The organism is Streptomyces sp. RLA123, assembly GCF_056270165.1.
In genome coordinates this window covers 4,373,974-4,394,022 of the sequence record NZ_JBWDOR010000003.1, presented here as the reverse complement: position 1 = coordinate 4,394,022, position 20,049 = coordinate 4,373,974, and the positions used below count along the sequence as shown (strand labels likewise).

Here is a 20,049-nt window from a genome sequence, read left to right as displayed (position 1 = left end):
ACACCGCAGCATAGCCGGACGGTGGCCGTCGCTCCGAGCGCATTGGGCCTGTTGGACGCGGTCGCCGTCACGGAGGGGCGACGGCGGCGTCAGCCCGCGGTGTCCGTGGGGGCCGGCGCGTGGTCGCGGAGGAACCAGTGGCGGGCGGAGGCGAGCCACCAGGTGGCGGCGAATCCGAGGACGACCAGGACGGCGATGGGCGCGTAGTTGAACGTGTCCACCGTGACGGGACTCACCTGGGGAAGCATGAACAGGACCGTGATGAAGCCGACCCAGGCGACGGCGACGATGCCGATGGGGCGGGACCAGCGGCCCAGGTGCCAGGGCCCACGGTCGAAGGCGTCGCCCTTGTGCAGCCGCAGCAGGGTGGGGATGACGTAAGCGATGTAGAGCCCGATGACGGCGATGGACGTCACGGCGGCGTACGCGGTGAGGTTGATCAGGTAGGGCAGCCCGAGGACGAGGGCGCCCAGGGCGGCGAGCCAGACCGCGTTGGTGGGGGTCTTGGTGCGGGGGTTGATGTGCCGCCAGGTGGCGGAGAAGGGCAGGGCGCCGTCGCGCGAGAAGGCGTAGATCATGCGGCTGTTGGCGGTGACGGAGGCCATGCCGCAGAAGAGCTGGGCGCCGATGACGACGAGCAGCAGCAGCTTGCCCCCGACGGCGCCGGCGCCGTCGATGAGGATCTGGGCGGGCGGCACGCCGGTGGACGTCCCGAGGGTCTTGTCGTAGGACTGGATGGCGTACGTGAAGCCGAGCAGCAGCACGAAACCGGCTATCCACGAGATCCAGATCGAACGGACGATGCCGCGCGGGCCGGCGGTGGCCGCGTCGTGGGTCTCCTCCGTCATGTGGGCGGAGGCGTCGTAGCCGGTGAAGGTGTACTGCGCCATGAGCAGGCCCAGCAGCACGACGTAGACACCGCTGCCCCAGCCGGTGTTGTTGACGAAGTGCGTGAAGACGAACGAGGTCGACTGGTGCCGGTCGGGCACGAGGGCGAGCACGCCGACGATCAGCGCGACGCCGACGACGTGCCACCAGACGCTGATGTCGTTGAGCAGCGCGACGATCCGCACGCCGAAGGTGTTGAGCAGCCCGTGCAGCAGCAGGATCGCCGCGAACAGCAGGATGGTGTGGCCGGGGGTGGTGGTGAACCCGAACTGCAGGTCCAGGTACGCGTTGAGGAAGCTCGCCGCCCCGAAGTCGATGCCCGCGGTCACGGCGACCTGGCCCAGCACGTTGAACCAGCCGGCGAACCACGCCCAGGCGGCGGCGCTGCGCGCCGGGGCGAGCTTGTAGGCCCAGTAGTAGAGGCCGGCGGAGGTCGGGTACGTGGAGCAGATCTCGGCCATGGCCAGACCGACGACCAGCGTCATCAGCCCGACGCCGACCCAGCCCCAGGTGATGACCGCGGGACCGCCGGTGTTCATGCCGAACGCGTAGAGCGTCAGGCAGCCGGACAGCACCGAGATGATCGTGAAGGAGACCGCGAAGTTGGAGAACGCGGACATGCGGCGGGCCAGCACCTGCGTGTAGCCCAGCTGTGCGAGGCGTTCCTCGTCGGTGACCGGGGCGGCGGCCCCTTCGGGCGCGTCCGTTCCTTTTGGAATTGTCATGCCCCCAGCGATTCCCTCGCCGGGGGCACGGCATGCGTCATGGGCTGGCTGAAATTGACCGTATTCGCCCCGTGGACGACGGGGGTGTCACCGCCGTGTTTCCGTCAGTCGCCGAGCGGCGCGCCGGGGATCGCAGCCGAGCAGGACCTGTTCGTGCTCCCCATGTTCCCCGCCCTTGTCCGCGGCATCAGAAAACGCCCTTGCAGGCCTGCCGGCCGGTCGCGATCTTCACGCGCGCGGCGAAGGTGCCGTTGCCGTGGCCGGTCTGGCGGAAGAGGACGCCCGAGGTGTCCCGCGCGACCAGGTCGGCCTTGCCGCCACCGGTGATGTCCCCCACGCCGACGACCGCGTTGTACGTGGCACCCCAGTTCTTGGCCACCAGCACCCGGGCCTTGAAACCGCCCTTGCCGTTGCCGTCGTAACGCCACAGCTCGTTGGACTTGTCCTGCGCCAGCAGGTCGCCCCGCCCGTCGCCGTTCAGATCACCCGCGCCCACGATCTTCTTGTAGACGTTCCATTTGGCGATCTTCACCCGGGCGGCGAACTTGCCCGCGCTGGTCGCCTTGTACAGGTAGACGTCACCGGTCGAGGACTGACGCGCGATCAGGTCGGGACGCCCGTCGCCACTGACATCACCGGGCACGGTCAGCACGTTGTACTGCTGGAAACCGGTACCCAGCGAGGTGTACGGCGTCGACGGCGTCAGCACCTTCCCGCAACCCGGCTTGTACGCCCGCAAAGTCCCGCTGCTGAAACACACCAGCACGTCATTGCACCGATCGCCGTTCAGGTCCCCGAAGGGGACGGCGGTGACGGTGGCGGGCCATCCGGTGCCTGAGAGAGTGCCGGAGAACTTCCCGGCGCCGTCGCCCTTCTGGATGGCGAGGGTGCCGGAGGAGGTGAGCGTCAGCAGGTCGCCGAAGCCGTCACCGCTCGCGAAGTCCCGTCGTACGGCTGTTCCGCCGCTCAGCTTCACGGTTCCGGACGTCTTCAGCGCCGCGCCGGTGCCGTCGGCCGGGGTGGCGCTGAGCGTCCAGGTGTACGCACCGTTGGGCAGGAGGGCGCCGTTGGCGTCCCGACCGTCCCAGGCCGCACCGACCGTGGCCCGGGCCGCACCCCCGCTCACCGTGCGCACGACCGCGCCGGTCGCCTTGTGCTTGACCACCAGCTTCCACGAAGCGGCAGGCTTCGACAGCCACCACTTGCCGCGCCATCCCACGGGGGTGGAATCGGTGTCGACGGTCGTCCCGACCTGCACGTCCGCCACGCTCAACGCGGAGGCGGAGACGCCAACGTTGAGGATGCGGACGTTCTGGTCGGCGTCGGAATACGCGACGTAACCGGTGTACGGGTCCAGCGACCACGCGGTACCGGTGTGCTCGGCCAGCTGCCGCTTCACCACGGTGCCACTGTGGAAGTCGTACAGCGCCAGGCCACCGTCCGCGACGCGGTTCACGATGCACCCGTCACCGAGCCGGAGCGCCCCGTCGATCTGGGGGAACGCGAACTGCTTCTTCGTCAGGGTGTCGTAGACACCTGCCTTGACCACGTCCCCGCTCAGGCAGGACCAGTTGACCCAGTGGCCCACCGCGTCCAGGCTCGCGGGGCCGGAGCACCCCTTCAGCGCGAAAGTGCTGATCCGTGCGCCGGTACGGAGGTCCTGGGCTGCCGCGCCCGTCGTCCCTGTCGACGTCCACAGGGTGCGCCCCCACAGGGCCCACCGCGACCCCAGGTCGAGGCTGCGCAGAACGCTGCCGGTGTCGAGGTCCGTGAAGTTGTAGTTGTCGTTGCCGGACCGGAACCAGACGACAGCCGTTCGGCCCGAAGCAGCGCTGAGCGCCACGTCCTCGGAACCGGAAAAGCCCGTGGCGTGCTCGGTCACCGCGCTCGCCGGAGCGTCGTTCGTGACATAGAGACTCTGCGCGTCGTCTGCGTTGGCGGCGGACGCGAGGCCCGTGTACACGACCCGCCCGTCACCGGTGGCCTCGAACATCGGGCAATCCGTGGTGCAGTTGCCCTGCATGCGCGCCACGGGAGCCACTGGCTGCCGCGCGCCGTACTGCACCTGTGCGGTGCCGCTCAGATCACGGCCGTAGAAGGCGGTGCAACCGTCGCCGTTCTCCAGCGTGACGAGCCGGCCGTTGGACACCGCGAGCCGCTCGACGGCCATCGGCAGCGGTCACTGGTGTCGCGGCGTCCGGCGCCGCGGAATCCCCCAAGCCCCCCGGCTTGTACCCCCCACGCAATTGTCAGGAACCCTAACAGCCGCCCCTCAGGCCCCGGAAGCCGCGGGGGAACGTGAAGGGGCCCGGCAGGTGGTGTTCACCTGCCGGGCCCCTTCACGATCACATGTCGTTCAGACGGCGTCAGCCGTTGCGCTTCCAGCGCGGCTTGTCGTCACGACGGCCGAACGAGCCGGTGCCCGTGCCGGTACCCGTGGTGCCGGGGCGGTGGTCGTCACGACGGCCGTACGGGCGGCGGTCGTTGTTGTCGCGGTCGCGGCCGACGGACGACGGGCGGTCGTCACGGCGGTCCCGGTTGAACGGACGGTCGTAGGAGCGGGCCGCCGGGCGGTCGTCGCGGTTGTACGCGGGGCGGTCGTCACGACGCTCGTAGGACGGACGGGCCGGACGGTCGTCACGACGCTCGTAGGACGGACGGGCCGGACGGTCGTCACGACGCTCGTAGGACGGACGGGCCGGACGGTCGTCACGACGCTCGTAGGACGGACGGGCCGGACGGTCGTCACGACGCTCGCGGCTGTTGAACGCGGGGCGGTCGTCACGACGCTCGCGGTTGCCGTACGACGGGCGGTCGTCACGACGCTCGTGCGACGGACGGGCCGGACGGTCGTCACGACGGTCACGGCTGTTGTACGCGGGGCGGTCGTCACGACGCTCGCGGTTGCCGTACGACGGGCGGTCGTCACGACGGCGCTCGAAGTTGCCCCGGTCGTCGCGGCGCTGGAAGGTGCGCTGCTCGGCCGGCTCGGCGGGGGCCTCGGCCTGCGCCGGGACGGCTGCAGCGGCGGCGACCGCCTCGGCGGCCTCGGCCTGGGCGGCGGCGACGGCGGCCTCGGGGTCGTCACCGCGCTCGCGGGCGGCGCGGGCGGTGAGGCGGTCGGCCTCGTCACGCAGTTCTGCGGCCCGACGCTGCGCGCGCTCCAGGGACTTGGTGAGGTCGGCGACCTCACGCTCGGCCTGCTGCGCGGCGTTGCCGGCCGCGTCGGCCTGGACCTCGGTCAGCGAACGGGCGCCGGTGATCTTGGCGACGTCCTCGTCGAACGCGCCGGCGCCGCCGACGATGTGGCGCGAGGCGTCGACGCCCGCGTCCTCCATCAGCCGGAAGATCTGCTTGCGCTGGTGCGGCAGGGCCAGGGAGACGACCGTGCCGGACTCGCCCGCGCGGGCGGTGCGGCCCGAGCGGTGCAGGTAGTCCTTGTGGTCGGCGGCCGGGTCCACGTTCAGCACCAGGCCGATGCCGTCGACGTGGATGCCGCGCGCCGCGACGTCCGTGGCGACCAGGACGTTGACGTAACCGTCCTTGAAGTCGGCCAGGGTGCGGGTGCGCGCGCCCTGGGTCATGCCGCCGTGCAGGGCGTCGGCCTTGACGCCCGACTCGCGCAGCTGCTCGGCGACGCGGTCGGCGCCCATCTGGGTGCGGACGAAGATGATGGTGCGGCCCTTGCGGGCGGCGATGGCCGCGGTGACCGGCGCCTTGTCCTTGGGCTTCACGATCAGCACGTGGTGGGTCATGGTGGTGACCGCGCCCGCGGAGGGGTCGACCTCGTGGGTGACCGGGTCCTTCAGGTAGCGCTTGACCAGCGAGTCGATCTCGTTCTCCAGCGTGGCGGAGAACAGCAGCCGCTGGCCGCCCTTGGGAACCAGGTCGAGGATCTCGGTGACCTCGGGCAGGAAGCCCATGTCGGCCATCTGGTCGGCCTCGTCGAGGACGGCGATCTGCACCTGGTCCAGCGAGCAGGCGCCGCGGTCGATCAGGTCACGCAGCCGGCCCGGGGTGGCGACGAGGATGTCGACGCCGCGCTCCAGGGCGTAGATCTGGTTCTGCATCGACGTACCGCCGCAGACGACCTTCATCTTCAGGCCGAGCACGTCGCCGTACGGCTGGAGGGCGTCGGCGACCTGCATCGCCAGCTCGCGGGTCGGGGTGAGGATCACACCGCGCGGGCGCTTGCGCTCGGTGTGGCCGCCGGAGAGCTGCGTGAGCAGCGGCAGGCCGAAGGAGAGCGTCTTGCCGGAGCCGGTGCGGCCGCGGCCGAGGATGTCCTTGCCGGCCAGGGCGTCCGGGATGGTCGCGGTCTGGATCGGGAAGGGGGTGGTGACACCGTTCTGCGCCAGCTTGCGGACGATGCCCTCGGGCAGGCCCAGGTCGCCGAAGGTGGTCTCGGGGACCTCGGGGACCTCGGGGACCTCGGAGGCCTCGGAGGCCTCGGGAGCGGTGCGCTCCTCGGTGCCGGCCTCGTCGATGGCGTCGACAGTGCTGTCGGTGCTCTCGACGCTGTCGCTGCTGTCGGTGTCGTTGGTGTTGGAGGGCATGGCGGAACGGTCGGCAGTGTCAATAGACATGCTGAAGCTAAAACCTCTCGGAGATTTCGGCACGCGCCAGCTCCGGAGGTTGCTTACAACCGCCTCGATGCGGTCAGCCACAGGAGAAAAGGAACGCGCCAACGCGGCGCGTCTCGGTTCGGCGCCGGGCAATGGGATCAAACGATCTGCCAGCATACGCATGGATGGCCGCTTTGGCCAATTCGGCCCTGGGCGGCTCAGGCGGCCCCGTTCGCCGACGGGGCGCTGGAGGGCGACGGCTCGGGCGAGGGCCCGCCGGAGGGCGGCGGTGACGACTCGCCGCCACCGCCGGGGGACGACGAGGTCGAGGGCCGGTCGGTCGGGGACGCCGGCGTCGAGGGCCGGGGCGAGGACGACGGCCGCCCCGAGGGCTTGCCGCTGTGCGAGCCGCCCGGACCCTGGGTCGGCCCCGGCACCGACTCCTGTGCGCTCGCCGACGGCGACCCCGAGGCCGACGGGGCGTGTCCCGGACGGACGGGCCGGCCCGCGGAGACGCCCGGCCCGGCGCCGGGCATGCCCAGCCCGCCGTCCGAGCCGGTGCCGCCGGCCCCGCCGTCCTCGCCGGAGATCCGCGAGGAGATCCCGTCGGGCTTGGCGTCGCTGCCCGTGCCGCCGACGGTCATGCAGCCGGTAAGAGAACCCAGGGCGAGTACGGGGAGAAGCAGTGCGGCCGCCGTGCGCGCGCGGGCTGTGGCAGGAGTCACAGGAGCACCTCGGAAGGTCTGGGGAGGGTCTGAGGAGGGTCTGGAGAGGCTCTGAAGACAGTCGCCCGACGGAGCGGGTTCCGCGCTGCCCAACGGAGCCGCGGCCCCTGGGGACACGCCCGCGGCCGCACGCCGCCCGGCCGGCCCTCCCGCCGCGCCGCTCGGATACCGTCCGGGCATGGGACGTCGGCAGGCACGGGCAGCGGCCGGCCCGCCGCGCTCCCGGTGGCCGGCGCCGCTGCGCGACCAGGGCCCGGTGGTCGCCGTCGTCGCGCTCGGCGGGGTGACCGGGGCGTTCGCCCGCTACGGCGCGGGGCTGTTGTGGCCCACCGCGGCCGGAGCGTTCCCGTGGACGACCTTCCTGGTGAACGCGGCCGGCTGTACGGCGATCGGCGTGCTGATGGTGACGGTCACCGAATGCCTGCCCTCCGCGCACCGCCTCGTCCGGCCGTTCCTGGGTACCGGGGTGCTCGGCGGCTTCACGACCTTCTCGACGTACACGGTCGACGTGCAGCGGCTGCTGGCCGCCGGGCACATCGCCGTCGCCCTGGTCTATCTGGCGGTCACGCCCGTGGCGGCCCTGCTCTGCGTATGGTCCGCGGCGACCCTGACCCGCCGCCTGTGGAGGACGTGATGACCCTCACCGGCCCCGCGTTCCGGCTCGCCGTCCGTGTGGGGGAGAACGACACCTGGCACCACGGGCCGCTGCACAGCGGGATCGCGCTCCGCGCCCACGCAGCTGCGCCGGGCCGGGCACGGGATGTTCCTGTCCCCGGACGAGGTGCTGGGCCCGGTAGCCGACGAACGGCGGATACGCGGCGTCCGCCCGCCGGACTCGCCGGGGCCTCGGTCTTGCGCGGCGTGGAGGGCTTCGGCGCCGGCGCGGTCGTCCACACCTCCCGCCTGCTGTCGCTGGGCGAGGATCTGCCGCTCGCGATCGTCATCGTGGACAGCGCCGAACGGGTGAGGGCCTTCCTGCCGCAGCTGCGGGAGCTGATGACCACGGGCCTGGCCACGGTCGAAGAGGTGAAGGTCGTGCACGGCACCGGTGGGGCTGACGGCCGATGAACTGGCTGCTCGTCGCGGTCGGCGCCGCGATCGGCGCGCCCCTGCGGTATCTGACGGACCGTGCGGTCCAGGCGCGGCACGACGGCGTCTTCCCCTGGGGCACCTTCACCGTGAACATCGCCGGCTCGCTGATCCTGGGCGCGGTCACCGGCGCGGTCGCCGCCGGCGCGTCCACCGGGCTCCAACTCCTGCTGGGCACCGGACTGTGCGGCGCGCTGACCACGTACTCGACCTTCTCCTACGAGTCCCTGCGGCTGGCCGAGGGCGGCGCGCGGCTCTACGCGGCCCTCAACGTGGCGGGGAGCGTCGCCGCGGGGGTGGCCGCCGCCTTCGCGGGCGCCGCACTCGTGTGACCCGATCCGCGTCGGACGCTGCCCGATCGGCCCGCTGTCCCGGACAATGGCCGGTGTGCTGGAGATGTCGCGCGAAGCGTTCGAGGAACTGGTCAGCGACGCGCTGGACCGGATCCCCCCCGAGCTGGCCCGGGTCATGGACAACGTGGCGGTGTTCGTCGAGGACGAACCCGACCCCGGCGACCCCGAACTGCTCGGCCTGTACGAGGGAACTCCCCTGACCGAGCGCGGCGAGTGGTACGCCGGGGTGCTGCCCGACCGCATCACCATCTACCGGGGCCCGACTCAGCGGTTGTGCTCCACCACGGAGGAGATCGTGGAGGAGGTCGCCACGACCGTCGTCCACGAGGTCGCGCACCACTTCGGCATCGAGGAGGAGCGCCTCCACGAGCTGGGCTGGGGCTGACGGGGCATACGCGAGGGAGGAGAAGGGCATAGGTCGGCAATGCTCCGAGATCTGCCGCACCGCGTCCGGTCCGCGCTGCGCCGTACCCTTCGGCGCCCCTCCCCCTCGCCCCGCTCCTCTCGTGCCGTTCCCGCGATCGACGCACCGAGCCGCCCCTGGCTCACGGCGCTCGCGCTGGTCGCGGTCACGCTGATCGGCGGCTGGCTCGGGCTGGTGGTGCTGGGGAGCATCGAGGAGCCGGTGGGACCGATGAACACCCGGATGTCCCTGCATCCGTCGTGGACCGGGGACACCAAGGTGAACGTGGCGCCGCTGGGAGCCCTCCAGCTGGACAGCCACGACGGGCCGCTGCGGCTGGTGGTGGACGTCGACACCCTCGACCCCGAGCGCGCCCAGGCCCTGGTCCGGCACCCGGAGCGGCTGAGCGGGCTCCAGGAGGAGATCGCCACCGACGTACGGAACAGCACCGCGCAGCTCGCGCTGCGCTCGTCGCTGGCCGCGCTGACCGGCGCCACCGCCCTGGGCCTGGCCGTCTACCGCAGGCCCCGCAGGGCGCTGGCCGCCGGCGGTCTGTCGCTGGCGGTGCTGGCGGCCTGCGCGGGCACGGCGTACGGGACATGGAACCCGCGCAGCGTCCTGGAGCCCAAGTTCTCCGGACTGCTGAGCAGCGCGCCGTCCGTGGTCGGCAACGCCCGCAGCATCGTCAGCGACTTCGACGTCTACCAGCAGGAGCTGGCGCGCCTGGTCACCAACATGACCCGGCTGTACGACGCGACCTCCACGCTGCCCGCGTACAGCCCCGACCCGTCGACCCTGCGGGTACTGCACGTCTCGGACATCCACCTCAACCCGGCGGCCTGGCAGATCATCCAGTCCGTCGTCGCCGAGTACCGGATCGACGTCATCGTGGACACCGGCGACCTGATGGACCACGGCACCGCCGCCGAGAACCGATTCACCTCCGCCATCCCGGACCTGGGCGCGCCCTATGTGTTCGTGCGCGGCAACCACGACTCCATGGACAGCCAGCGCGCGGTGGCGGCGCGCAAGGGGGCCATCGTGGTGGACAACGGGGAGTCGGCGGTCGTGAAGGGGCTGCGGATCGCGGGCATCGGCGACCCGCAGTTCACTCCGGACCGCTCGGTCGAGGCCTCCGGCGACGCCGCGGAACGCCGGGCCGGCCGGCGGCTGGCCGACTCCATCCGGCGGCAGGACGCGGCCGGCCGGGCGGTCGACATCGCCATCGCCCACAACCCCATCGCGGCCGCCCAGGCGGACGGCACCGTCCCGTTGATCCTGGCCGGGCACACCCATCAGCGGGACGTCAGCGTCCTGGAACACGGCAGCCGCCTGATGGTGGAGGGCACGACGGGTGGCGGCGGGCTGCGCGCCGTGGAGGGCGACACGCCGCAGAAGGTGGAGGCCTCGGTGCTCTATCTGGACCGTGACAGCCACGCCCTGCAGGCCTGGGACGAGATCACGCTGGGCGGTCTGGGCCAGTCGACGGCCGAGGTCTCCCGCCATCTGCCGGCGGAGGTGGCCCCTGGGCGGAAACCGCCCCCCGCGGTCCGTCCGACGGGCGCGGGCTAAAGCGTTTTGGCGATCCCCCGCCGCATCCCATATGCTTCTCACGTCCCCGACGGTAGAAACACCGCGCGGCGGGCCATCAGCCCTCATCGTCTAGTGGCCCAGGACGCCGCCCTTTCAAGGCGGTAGCACGGGTTCGAATCCCGTTGGGGGTACGCATTGACCTGTGCGAGACTGTGTCTCGCACAGAGAAGCGCAAAGCTGGGTCCTGTGGAGCAGTTTGGAGTGCTCGCCACCCTGTCAAGGTGGAGGCCGCGGGTTCAAATCCCGTCAGGACCGCGCTGGCTGGGTAGCTCAGTTGGTACGAGCGATCGCCTGAAAAGCGATAGGTCGCCGGTTCGACCCCGGCCCCAGCCACAGCGGCCCGCAAGGGCAGGAACCCCCGCCGAGATCATCGGCGGGGGTTCTGCGTTGTGTCCGGCGCCGTGGCGCGCGAGGTCAGCCGACCGGGAAGAGCGGCCAGCCGGCCATCAGCCCGCCGTCCAGGGTGAGGGTCTGCCCGGTGATGTACGAGGCCTTGTCGGAGCCGAGGAAGACCACGGCCTCCGCGATCTCCTCCGGGGTGCCCGGGCGGTGCAACGGCAGGATGGAGTCCACCGCCTGGCGGAACGCGTCGGAGGCGGTGACCCGCTCGTACATGGCGGTCCGGGTGAAGCCGGGAGCCACCGCGTTCACCCGGATGCCGTGGAGCGCGCCCTCGATGGCGGCGACCTTGGTCACACCGATGACGGCGTGCTTGCTGGCCACGTACAGGGAGGCGCCGGGGAAACCCATCTGGCCGTAGGTGGAGCTGATGTTGACGATGCTGCCGCCGCCGCTCGTCTTCATGGCGCGGAACTCGTGCTTCATGCTCAGCAGCGTCCCGCGCACGTTCGTGTCGAAGACCTCCTCGTACTCCTTGTCGGTGATGTCCTCGACGCCGCCGGGGGTGCCCTCGGTGCCGGCGTTGTTGAAGGCGACGTCGATCTTCCCGTACGTCTGCACGGCGTACTCCATCAGCCGCTGCACCTCGGCCTCGAGACGCACATCGGTCCGGACGAACTCCGCCCGGCCGCCGAGCCCTGCCAGCTCCCCGGCGAGCTGCTCGCCGGCCTCCTCATGGCGGCCCGAGACCACGACGTTCGCGCCCTGGCGCGCGTACGCCTCCGCGGTGGCACGGCCGATGCCGGTGAGCGCGCCGGTGATCACAACGGTGGGAGCGGCCATGGTGGGGGTCCTTCCTGCGGACGTGCCGGGATCGAGGATCACGCGTGCGGAGCCCCGGCCCGCGGGGAGCGAGGGGTACGGCCCGCTTCCCAGGAGGACTCCGCACGACGATCGTCTCCCCGGTACGGGCATGCCGCACGTCGCACCCGGCCAACGTGAGCCCCTCCGAAATCGCACAGGCATCGCGCGGAGGGGGCGTGTGACCGAAATGGGTTCGCCCGCGGGCCGTACCGAATGCGATGCTGGAACGCGTATGTCTACGCAGCCCCCCACCCCCGCATTCGCCGAGCTCGGCACCCGGCTGACCGAGCTGACCCTGCGCGACGCGCAGCGCCTCGGCCGCCGCCTGGACGGCGCACGCCGTATTCGCAAGCCGGAGGCCCGTACAGCGGTGCTCGCGGAGATCGGGGCCGAGATCGACAAGGCCTCGCTCAAGGTCGACGCACGGCGCACGGCCATACCCGCGATCTCGTATCCGGAGCAGCTGCCGGTCAGCCAGAAGAAGGACGAGATCCTCGCGGCGATCCGGGACCACCAGGTCGTGATCGTCGCGGGCGAGACCGGCTCCGGCAAGACGACCCAGATCCCGAAGATCTGCCTGGAGCTGGGCCGCGGCGTCCGCGGCCTGATCGGCCACACCCAGCCCCGCCGGATCGCGGCCCGCACGGTCGCCGAACGCGTGGCCGAGGAGCTGCACACCCCCCTGGGCGAGGCGGTCGGCTGGAAGGTCCGCTTCACCGACCAGGTCGGCGACAGCACGCTGGTCAAGCTGATGACGGACGGCATCATGCTCGCCGAGATCCAGACGGACCGGGAGCTGCTCCAGTACGACACGATCATCATCGACGAGGCGCACGAGCGCAGCCTCAACATCGACTTCATCCTGGGCTACCTCGCCCAGCTGCTCCCCCGTCGCCCCGACCTCAAGGTCGTGATCACCTCCGCGACGATCGACCCGCAGCGCTTCTCCCGGCACTTCGGCGACGCGCCGGTCGTGGAGGTCAGCGGGCGTACCTATCCCGTCGAGGTGCGGTACCGCCCGTTGCTCGCCGAGGAGGCTGAGGAGGACGACCGCGACCAGATCACCGCGATCTGCGACGCGGTCGACGAGCTCCAGGCCGAGGGCCCCGGCGACATCCTGGTCTTCCTCTCCGGCGAGCGGGAGATCCGCGACACCGCCGACGCCCTCAACAAGAGGCAGCTGCGCTTCACCGAGGTGCTGCCGCTGTACGCGCGGCTGTCCTCCGCCGAGCAGCACCGGGTCTTCCAGCGCGGCACGGGCCGCCGCATCGTGCTGGCCACCAACGTCGCGGAGACCTCGCTCACCGTCCCCGGCATCCGCTACGTGATCGACACGGGCATGGCCCGCATCTCCCGCTACAGCCACCGCACCAAGGTGCAGCGGCTGCCCATCGAGCCGATCAGCCAGGCCAGCGCCAACCAGCGCAAGGGCCGCTGCGGTCGGCTCGCGGACGGCATCTGCGTCCGGCTGTACTCCGAGGACGACTTCCTGTCCCGCCCGGAGTTCACCGACGCCGAGGTCCTCCGCACCAACCTGGCCTCCGTCATCCTCCAGATGACCGCCGCGGGACTCGGCGACATCGCCCGCTTCCCCTTCATCGACCCGCCGGACGCCCGGAACATCAAGGACGGCGTCCAGCTGCTCCAGGAACTGGGCGCGCTGGACGGCCAGAAGCTCACCCAGACCGGCCGCAAGCTCTCCCAGCTGCCGGTGGACCCGCGACTGGCCCGCATGGTGCTGGAGGCCGAGCGCAACGGCGTGGTCCGGGAGGTCATGGTCATCGCGGCCGCGCTGTCCATCCAGGACCCGCGCGAACGCCCGCAGGACAAGCAGCAGCAGGCGGACGAGAAGCACCGCCGCTTCGCCGACGAGACCAGCGACTTCATGGCGCTGCTCAACCTGTGGCGGTATGTCCGCGAGCAGCAGAAGGCGCTGTCCTCCTCCGCCTTCCGCCGGATGTGCCGCACGGAGTTCCTCAACTACCTGCGCATCCGCGAGTGGCAGGACATCTACAGCCAGCTGCGCACGGTCGCCAAGACGATGGGCATCCACCTCGCCGAGGGCGACCACGAGGTCAACGCCCAGCATGTGCACCAGTCCCTGCTGGCCGGCCTGCTGTCGCACGTCGGCCTGAAGGACACCGACAGCAAGAACGAGTACCTGGGCGCCCGCAGCGCCAAGTTCGCGGTCTTCCCCGGCTCGTCGCTCTTCAAGAAGCCTCCGCGCTGGATCATGTCCGCCGAGCTGGTGGAGACCTCGCGGCTGTGGGCGCGGGTCAACTCCCGCATCGAGCCGGAGTGGATCGAGCCGCTCGCCCAGCACCTGGTGAAACGGTCCTACAGCGAGCCGCACTGGGAGAAGGACCAGGCCGCGGTCGTGGCCCTCGAGAAGGTGACGCTGTACGGCGTGCCGATCGTCGCCGACCGCAAGGTCAACTACGGGAAGATCGACCCGGAGACCAGCCGCGAGCTGTTCATCCGCAACGCGCTGGTCGAGGGCGACTGGCGGACCCACCACCAGTTCTTCCACGACAACCGCAAACTGCTCGCGGAGGTCGAGGAGCTGGAGCACCGGGCGCGGCGCCGCGACATCCTGGTGGACGACGACACGCTCTTCGACTTCTACGACCGTGTGGTGCCCGAACACGTCGTCTCCGGCGCGCACTTCGACTCGTGGTGGAAGGACGAACACCGCGAGAGGCCGGAGCTGCTCACCTTCGAGCACTCCATGCTCATCAACGAGAACGCCGAGGCCGTCACCAAGGACGACTACCCCGACTCCTGGCGCCAGGGGAAGCTCAAGCTGCGGGTGACGTACCAGTTCGAGCCCGGCGCCGACGCGGACGGCGTCACCGTCCACGTCCCGCTCCAGGTGCTCAACCAGATCACCCCGGACGGCTTCGACTGGCAGATCCCGGGCCTGCGCGAGCAGGTCGTCACCGAGCTCATCCGTTCGCTGCCCAAGGCGATCCGCCGCCACTACGTACCGGCGCCGAACTACGCGAAGGCGTTCCTGGACCGCGTCGTGCCCGTGCAGGACCCTCTCCCGGAGACGCTGGCACGCGAGTTGCAGCGGATGGTCGGCGTGCCGGTCACGGCCGAGGACTTCGACCTCGCCAAGGTGCCCGGCCATCTGAAGATCACCTTCCGGGTCATCGACGAGCGACGCCGCAAGCTGGCCGAGGACAAGGATCTGGAGGCGCTGAAAGTCAGCCTCCGGCCGAAGACCAAGGCCGCCATCACCAAGGCCTTCGACGCGGCGGGCTCCATCGGCATCGAGCGGCGCACGGGCCTGAAGCAGTGGACCGTGGGCGCCCTGCCGCGCACCTTCGAGACCCGGCGGGCCGGCCAGCCGGTCAAGGCGTACCCGGCGCTGGTGGACGAGGGCGAGAGCGTGGGCGTGCAGCTCTTCGACACCGAGGCCGAGCAGGCCGAGGCGATGTGGCGCGGCACCCGCCGGCTGATCCTGCTGAACGTGCCCGCCAACCCGGCGAAGTTCGTCGCGGACCGGTTGTCCAACCAGGACAAGCTCGCCCTGTCGCGCAGCCCGCACGGCTCGGTGGCCGTCCTCTTCGACGACTGCGTGACCGCCGCCGCCGACCGGCTCATCGCCGACAACGGCGGACCCGTCTGGGACGAGGAGTCCTTCCGCAAGCTCTACGACTCCGTGCGCGCGGAGCTGGTCGAACTGACCATCAAGGTGGTGGGGCAGGTCCGCCAGGTGCTGGCCGCCTGGCAGGCCTGTGAGCGCCGTCTGAAGGCCACCCAGAGCCTGGCGCTGGTCGCCAACCTCGCGGACGTCAAGGACCAGCTGGCGGCCCTTGTGCACCCCGGCTTCGTGGCTCGCACGGGTGTGCGCCGGCTGCCGGACCTGATGCGCTATCTGATCGCCGTGGACCGGCGGCTGCAGCAGATGCCCGGCGGCGCCCAGCGCGACACCACGCGCATGGAGAAGGTCCGGGAGATCCAGGCCGAGTACGCCGAGCTGCTCGCCGCGCGGCCGGCCGGGCGCCCAGTCCCCGAGCGGGTGAGCGACATCCGCTGGATGATCGAGGAGCTGCGGGTGAGCTACTTCGCGCACGCCCTCGGCACCGCGTTCCCCGTCTCCGACAAGCGCATCTTCAAGGCGCTGGACGAGGCTTGGGGCTGACCCCCCGGCGACCCCCGCGGTCCGCTCGGAGGCCGCCCGGTAACCGGTTCGCTTTCACCCTCTGACCTGCTGTAGAGTCTTCCTCGTCGCCAGGAAAGAGGGCGGCGAAGCCTGGTCCTGTGGAGCAGTTTGGAGTGCTCGCCACCCTGTCAAGGTGGAGGCCGCGGGTTCAAATCCCGTCAGGACCGCAGTAAAAGAAGGCCCGGATCCCCTGGATCCGGGCCTTCTTGCGTGGTACGCCTGCCTCATGGCCTCACCGGCGACGGGCAGCCGGCGGTGACCGACACGCCACCGGCCGAGCCTCCACCGGCCGTTGGGACCGACCGAGGGACCGACCGAAGGACCAGCCGTTGGGACCGACCGAAGGACCGACCGAGGGAGCGGTCTTCGGGCGGGCGGCGGGTGGGGCGAAGTGCCGAACGTCACTACCGCACCGGGAACAGCCAGGGCAAGACCTGCGCATGTGACGGGAGTCACGCCAAGAGTTTCGACTCTGGGGGAACTTGAGGTGTCCTGGGGGACCGTCAATTTAATATGTGCAATTGCACCGTGCTCATGAGCCTCACGTCTGCACAAGGCGGACACATGAGGCGCACAAAAAAGATCGCACCGGAGCCGGCGGACTCCGGTGCGACCTAGGTTCCCTTGGGCATCCCTGATGGGGGCAGGGACCCGTTGGAGCGGACGTTTCGGCAGGTTGGGGGTCCTGCACGAACGCCCGTTGGATCAGGTCAGGCCTCGCTGCGCTGCTGCGGAATGCCCGCCAGCAGTGCACGGACCTCCGCCTCGCGGTAGCGGCGATGCCCGCCGAGCGTGCGGATGGACGTGAGCTTGCCAGCCTTGGCCCAGCGCGTGACCGTCTTCGGGTCCACGCGGAACATCGTGGCGACCTCAGCGGGGGTCAGCAGCGGCTCGGCATCAGGGGTGCGAGCGGTCATGAGCGGCCTCCTCGAGAGAACCGAACCAACACGGTTCTTTCCTCAAAATTCTGCACCTTGACCCGCGTTGCCCGAAATGGCGGACGCGGGCCGAGTCGGTAATAGGACGAACGGCTTGTCCTCGGCACTACAACTACACCATCCGTCCAGCCGTGTCGGCCAAACCGATGGATTTGCCCTCTGAGGTGTCTAAGCTCGACGGAAGCCGATGGACCGGGCCATAGCGGACAGTCACACCTGAGTGACGATCAGTCACAGCCAACCCACGAGCAACAGCCCCACCTCAAGGGATGCAATATCGGACATTCCGTCCTAAGCAGATGGAATGAGGTCCTTACGGACCCGATGTCCCATATTGTCATGGGGGGTAGGGATGAGGGCAAGCCCCCCAAAGGTGCTTTACGTCACCCTTAGGCCAAAGGTACCGGTCGACCGTGCTCGGGACCAAGGTCCCCCGGCCAAAGGACTTCCGACGGTCCCTCAACTCGCGTACTGCAGCTCCCGGACGGCCCGCCAGCGGTCCGTGAGGCGCTCGTACGCCTCACCGGCCCGGTCACCGTCCCCGTCGCGCAGTGCCGCGAGCGCGTCCGCCACGTCGGTGGCGGAGTGATCCTCGGCAAGACGGTCCTGGGGGATGACGTGGACGAGCCCGCCGTAGTCGAGTTCGACCAGCGAACGCGGGTGGAACTCCTCCAGCCAGCGCCCGACATCTACCAGGCCGTCGATCAGAGCACCCTCTTCGAGTGAATCCTTCAGCACCCGAATGCCCCGCGCCGTGCGCCGGCGGGCCTGCACCATGGGCGTCCGGTAGCGCATCACCGGCTGCTTGGACTCGCCGGCGCCGGCCGGCTCGTACTCCCGCTCGGAGTCGTCGAACAGCGTGAACCAGCGCACCGGCACATGCCAGGTCGCGCTGCGGATCCACGGCCGCGCGTCGGCGTTCTCCGGCTTCTCGGCCCGCCATGCCTCGTAGTCGGCCGCCGCCTGCTCCCGTACGACCTTGGGCAGCACGGCGTCCAGCACCGCGGTGGGGAACTCCTCGGCGAGGTCCTCCAGGGCCAGCCAGCCGCGCAGCCGGGTGCGCCAGGGGCAGACGTGCGTCACACCGTCCACGACGGCCACGAAGGCGTCCGGGCTCTCGTGCACCGGAACGGGCACCGGGGGGACGGGCAGGAGATTGGCCAGGGACTGGCGCAGTTCGTCCTGTGCGGTCCGTTCCGCACCCGCCGCGGCATAGCGGTACCAACGGCCCCGTTCGGGCTCAGGAAAGGCCGCCAGCGGCTCGTACACGCGCAGATACGTCGCGTACGGGACCAGAACCGATGACAAGCCCACACCCGCTCCCTCACAACGGCATCCGCCCTGCATCGTCCCACGTCGCTTCCCCCACCGGGAGTGATCCACGACACTGGGAGCATGCACACGACCAGGTGGCTCTACTCTTCTCGCAACCGGCCCTCCCCACCCGCTCGGAGGGCGACCTCTGGACATCGGGAGTCACCACAGTGACCGACGTACGTCAGACACCCGGCCTCGTCTCCCCCTTGTGGACCCTGTTCCGATCGGATCAGGGAGGACACGAGCAGGTCGTCTTGTGCCAGGACCGCGCCACCGGCCTCAAGGCCGTCGTCGCGATCCACTCCACCGCCCTGGGCCCGGCCCTCGGCGGCACCCGCTTCCACGCCTACGCCTCCGACGAGGAGGCCGTCGCCGACGCGCTGAACCTCGCCCGCGGCATGTCGTACAAGAACGCGCTCGCCGGGCTGGACCTCGGCGGCGGCAAGGCCGTGATCATCGGTGACCCGGACACCGTCAAGTCCGAGGAACTGCTGCTGGCCTACGGCCGCTTCGTGGCCTCGCTCGGCGGTCGCTACGTGACCGCCTGCGACGTCGGCACGTACGTCGCCGACATGGACGTCGTGGCCCGCGCCAACCCGCAGTGGACCACCGGCCGCTCGCCCGAGAACGGCGGCGCCGGGGACTCCTCGGTGCTGACCGCCTGGGGCGTCTTCCAGGGCATGCGGGCCGCCGCACAGGCCAAGTGGGGCGACCCCACGCTGCGCGGCCGCCGGGTCGGCGTCGCCGGCGTCGGCAAGGTCGGCCACCACCTGGTGGAGCACCTGCTCAAGGACGGCGCCGAGGTCGTGATCACCGACGTTCGGGGCGAAGCCGTCGAGCGGATCACCTCCCGTCACCCCCAGGTCACCGCCGTCACCGACGCTGACGTCCTGATCAGGACCCCGCTGGACGTGTACGCACCTTGCGCGCTCGGCGGCGCCCTCAACGACGACAGCGTGCCGGCCCTCACCGCCACGATCGTCTGCGGCGCGGCCAACAACCAGCTCGCCCACCCCGGCGTCGAGAAGGACCTCGCCGACCGCGGCATCCTGTACGCGCCCGACTACGTGGTGAACGCGGGCGGCGTGATCCAGGTCGCCGACGAACTGCACGGCTTCGACTTCGAGCGGGCCCGCAGCAAGGCGACGAAGATCTTCGACACGACCCTGGCCATCTTCGAGCGGGCGGCGGCCGACGGCATCCCGCCCGCCGCGGCGGCCGACCGGCTCGCCGAGCAGCGCATGGCCGAGCGCACCCCGGCGGACCGCTGGCTGCGGCCCTCGACCGCGGGCTGACGGCACGGGAGGACACGCCCCCGCCCGGTCGGGCGGGGGCGTGTCCTCCATCACAAAGCGGACACCGGAACGTCCCGTCGTCGTACGGTGTGCCCGCGCCTGTCGTTCACCCGCGCGGCCTTCGCCGGCCGCTCGGGACACGGGCCGCAGACTGGAGATTCGGTCGTTACCACGCCCTGGCAGCCAGACCACGGCGGAAGAAGGTAAAATCACGACTGACCAGCCAGGACGGGCCCTCGGCGGACCCCTGCTCCGACGCGCGTCGTGCGGGCGACGTACCGTGCGGCCTCGGAAGCAGGTACCGTTGAAGCCCTACGGACCGGGACTCTCGTGCGAGAGCCCGTTCCACATTGTGAACGCGTGTCAAGACTCGGGGCCATCGAGCCCCACGTTGAGGGGGTCGAGCCAATGGGGCGCGGCCGGGCCAAGGCCAAGCAGACAAAGGTCGCCCGCCAGCTGAAGTACAACAGCGGCGGCACGGACCTGTCACGTCTGGCCGAAGAGCTGGGCGCATCGTCACCACTGCCGGTCAATCCGCCGGAAGTACAGGAAGACGACGATGACGACGAGCTGGAAGACGACCCGTACGCACGGTACGCGGATCTCTACGGCGACGATGAGGACGACGAGGACGACGAAGAGTCCGAGTCCTCGTCCCAACGTCGCCGCGCTTGACCCAGCACAATCCAGCTTGACCACACACCCGGTCCGGGCCCGCCCGGACCGGGTTTTGTGCTGCCCACCGTGCGGGGCGCGGGCCGCCGGGTCGTCCCGGGTGCCCGGG

Annotated in this window: 15 protein-coding genes and 4 tRNA genes; 12 read left to right on the top strand and 7 right to left on the bottom strand. The window is 70.6% G+C overall.

The genetic code is table 11. From position 1 onward, the window contains the following. Positions 1-89 precede the first annotated feature (89 nt). The 4 genes from RV983_RS20025 to RV983_RS20010 form a co-directional block, all read right to left on the bottom strand. Positions 90-1,613, bottom strand: coding sequence for an amino acid permease (locus RV983_RS20025; protein ID WP_475987129.1), 1,524 nt, complete (start codon positions 1,611-1,613; stop codon positions 90-92). 187 nt (positions 1,614-1,800) lie between these two features. After that, positions 1,801-3,783, bottom strand: coding sequence for an FG-GAP-like repeat-containing protein (locus RV983_RS20020; protein ID WP_475987128.1), 1,983 nt, complete (start codon positions 3,781-3,783; stop codon positions 1,801-1,803). A gap of 196 nt (positions 3,784-3,979) precedes the next feature. Beyond that, complete coding sequence (locus tag RV983_RS20015; protein WP_475987127.1) at positions 3,980-6,199, bottom strand: DEAD/DEAH box helicase; 2,220 nt, start codon at positions 6,197-6,199, stop codon at positions 3,980-3,982. A 197-nt stretch (positions 6,200-6,396) separates the two neighbouring features. Beyond that, entirely contained in the window at positions 6,397-6,903 is a 507-nt protein-coding gene (locus RV983_RS20010) for a hypothetical protein (RefSeq protein WP_475987126.1), read from the bottom strand. Between the two features lie 178 nt (positions 6,904-7,081). Here RV983_RS20010 and RV983_RS20005 point away from each other — a divergent pair, with 178 nt between their 5' ends. The 8 genes from RV983_RS20005 to RV983_RS19970 all read left to right on the top strand — a co-directional run bounded on the left by RV983_RS20005 (position 7,082) and on the right by RV983_RS19970 (position 10,674). Then, entirely contained in the window at positions 7,082-7,537 is a 456-nt protein-coding gene (locus RV983_RS20005; protein ID WP_475987125.1) for a fluoride efflux transporter FluC, read from the top strand. After that, positions 7,537-7,971, top strand: coding sequence for a DUF190 domain-containing protein (locus RV983_RS20000; protein ID WP_475987124.1), 435 nt, complete (start codon positions 7,537-7,539; stop codon positions 7,969-7,971). Before RV983_RS20005 ends, RV983_RS20000 begins: the two co-directional genes overlap by 1 nt. After that, entirely contained in the window at positions 7,968-8,324 is a 357-nt protein-coding gene (gene crcB / locus RV983_RS19995; protein WP_475987123.1) for a fluoride efflux transporter CrcB, read from the top strand. Before RV983_RS20000 ends, crcB begins: the two co-directional genes overlap by 4 nt. 55 nt (positions 8,325-8,379) lie before the next feature. After that, on the top strand, positions 8,380-8,730 hold the full coding sequence (locus RV983_RS19990; RefSeq protein WP_475987122.1) for a metallopeptidase family protein: 351 nt from the start codon (positions 8,380-8,382) through the stop codon (positions 8,728-8,730). Positions 8,731-8,769: 39 nt separating this feature from the next. Then, on the top strand, positions 8,770-10,320 hold the full coding sequence (locus RV983_RS19985) for a metallophosphoesterase (RefSeq protein ID WP_475987121.1): 1,551 nt from the start codon (positions 8,770-8,772) through the stop codon (positions 10,318-10,320). Positions 10,321-10,399: 79 nt separating this feature from the next. Next, positions 10,400-10,472 (top strand) — tRNA-Glu (locus tag RV983_RS19980). Positions 10,473-10,521: 49 nt separating this feature from the next. Next, positions 10,522-10,596, top strand: a tRNA-Asp gene (locus RV983_RS19975). Between the two features lie 4 nt (positions 10,597-10,600). Beyond that, positions 10,601-10,674, top strand: a tRNA-Phe gene (locus tag RV983_RS19970). Between the two features lie 81 nt (positions 10,675-10,755). Here the strand turns inward: RV983_RS19970 and RV983_RS19965 are convergent. After that, positions 10,756-11,523, bottom strand: a complete 768-nt coding sequence (locus RV983_RS19965) for an SDR family NAD(P)-dependent oxidoreductase (RefSeq protein WP_475987120.1) — start codon at positions 11,521-11,523, stop codon at positions 10,756-10,758. Positions 11,524-11,776: 253 nt separating this feature from the next. Between RV983_RS19965 and hrpA the strand changes: the two genes are divergently transcribed. Both hrpA and RV983_RS19955 read left to right on the top strand, forming a co-directional pair. Then, positions 11,777-15,694, top strand: a complete 3,918-nt coding sequence (gene hrpA, locus RV983_RS19960; protein ID WP_475987119.1) for an ATP-dependent RNA helicase HrpA — start codon at positions 11,777-11,779, stop codon at positions 15,692-15,694. Positions 15,695-15,807: 113 nt separating this feature from the next. Beyond that, a tRNA-Asp gene (locus RV983_RS19955) sits at positions 15,808-15,882 on the top strand. 543 nt (positions 15,883-16,425) lie between these two features. Here RV983_RS19955 and bldC read toward each other — a convergent pair. Both bldC and RV983_RS19945 read right to left on the bottom strand, forming a co-directional pair. After that, positions 16,426-16,632, bottom strand: a complete 207-nt coding sequence (gene bldC / locus RV983_RS19950; protein WP_003949541.1) for a developmental transcriptional regulator BldC — start codon at positions 16,630-16,632, stop codon at positions 16,426-16,428. 480 nt (positions 16,633-17,112) lie between these two features. After that, entirely contained in the window at positions 17,113-18,000 is an 888-nt protein-coding gene (locus RV983_RS19945; RefSeq protein ID WP_475987118.1) for a DUF8083 family protein, read from the bottom strand. 137 nt (positions 18,001-18,137) lie between these two features. Here RV983_RS19945 and RV983_RS19940 point away from each other — a divergent pair, with 137 nt between their 5' ends. After that, positions 18,138-19,265: a Leu/Phe/Val dehydrogenase gene (locus tag RV983_RS19940; RefSeq protein ID WP_475987117.1), complete on the top strand. Its 1,128-nt coding sequence runs from the start codon at positions 18,138-18,140 to the stop codon at positions 19,263-19,265. A gap of 360 nt (positions 19,266-19,625) precedes the next feature. Continuing rightward, on the top strand, positions 19,626-19,940 hold the full coding sequence (locus tag RV983_RS19935) for a DUF3073 domain-containing protein (protein ID WP_475987116.1): 315 nt from the start codon (positions 19,626-19,628) through the stop codon (positions 19,938-19,940). Positions 19,941-20,049 lie beyond the last annotated feature (109 nt).

What these genes read in the sequence shown, in the direction of transcription:
- RV983_RS19965 (WP_475987120.1), bottom strand. Translation starts at nt 11,523, where the DNA reads ATGGCCGCTCCCACCGTTGTGATCACCGGCGCGCTCACCGGCATCGGC.
- hrpA (WP_475987119.1), top strand. Translation starts at nt 11,777, where the DNA reads ATGTCTACGCAGCCCCCCACCCCCGCATTCGCCGAGCTCGGCACCCGG.
- RV983_RS19945 (WP_475987118.1), bottom strand. Translation starts at nt 18,000, where the DNA reads ATGCAGGGCGGATGCCGTTGTGAGGGAGCGGGTGTGGGCTTGTCATCG.
- RV983_RS20020 (WP_475987128.1), bottom strand. Translation starts at nt 3,783, where the DNA reads ATGGCCGTCGAGCGGCTCGCGGTGTCCAACGGCCGGCTCGTCACGCTG.
- RV983_RS20000 (WP_475987124.1), top strand. Translation starts at nt 7,537, where the DNA reads ATGACCCTCACCGGCCCCGCGTTCCGGCTCGCCGTCCGTGTGGGGGAG.
- RV983_RS20015 (WP_475987127.1), bottom strand. Translation starts at nt 6,199, where the DNA reads ATGTCTATTGACACTGCCGACCGTTCCGCCATGCCCTCCAACACCAAC.
- RV983_RS20025 (WP_475987129.1), bottom strand. Translation starts at nt 1,613, where the DNA reads ATGACAATTCCAAAAGGAACGGACGCGCCCGAAGGGGCCGCCGCCCCG.
- RV983_RS20005 (WP_475987125.1), top strand. Translation starts at nt 7,082, where the DNA reads ATGGGACGTCGGCAGGCACGGGCAGCGGCCGGCCCGCCGCGCTCCCGG.
- crcB (WP_475987123.1), top strand. Translation starts at nt 7,968, where the DNA reads ATGAACTGGCTGCTCGTCGCGGTCGGCGCCGCGATCGGCGCGCCCCTG.
- bldC (WP_003949541.1), bottom strand. Translation starts at nt 16,632, where the DNA reads ATGACCGCTCGCACCCCTGATGCCGAGCCGCTGCTGACCCCCGCTGAG.
- RV983_RS19985 (WP_475987121.1), top strand. Translation starts at nt 8,770, where the DNA reads ATGCTCCGAGATCTGCCGCACCGCGTCCGGTCCGCGCTGCGCCGTACC.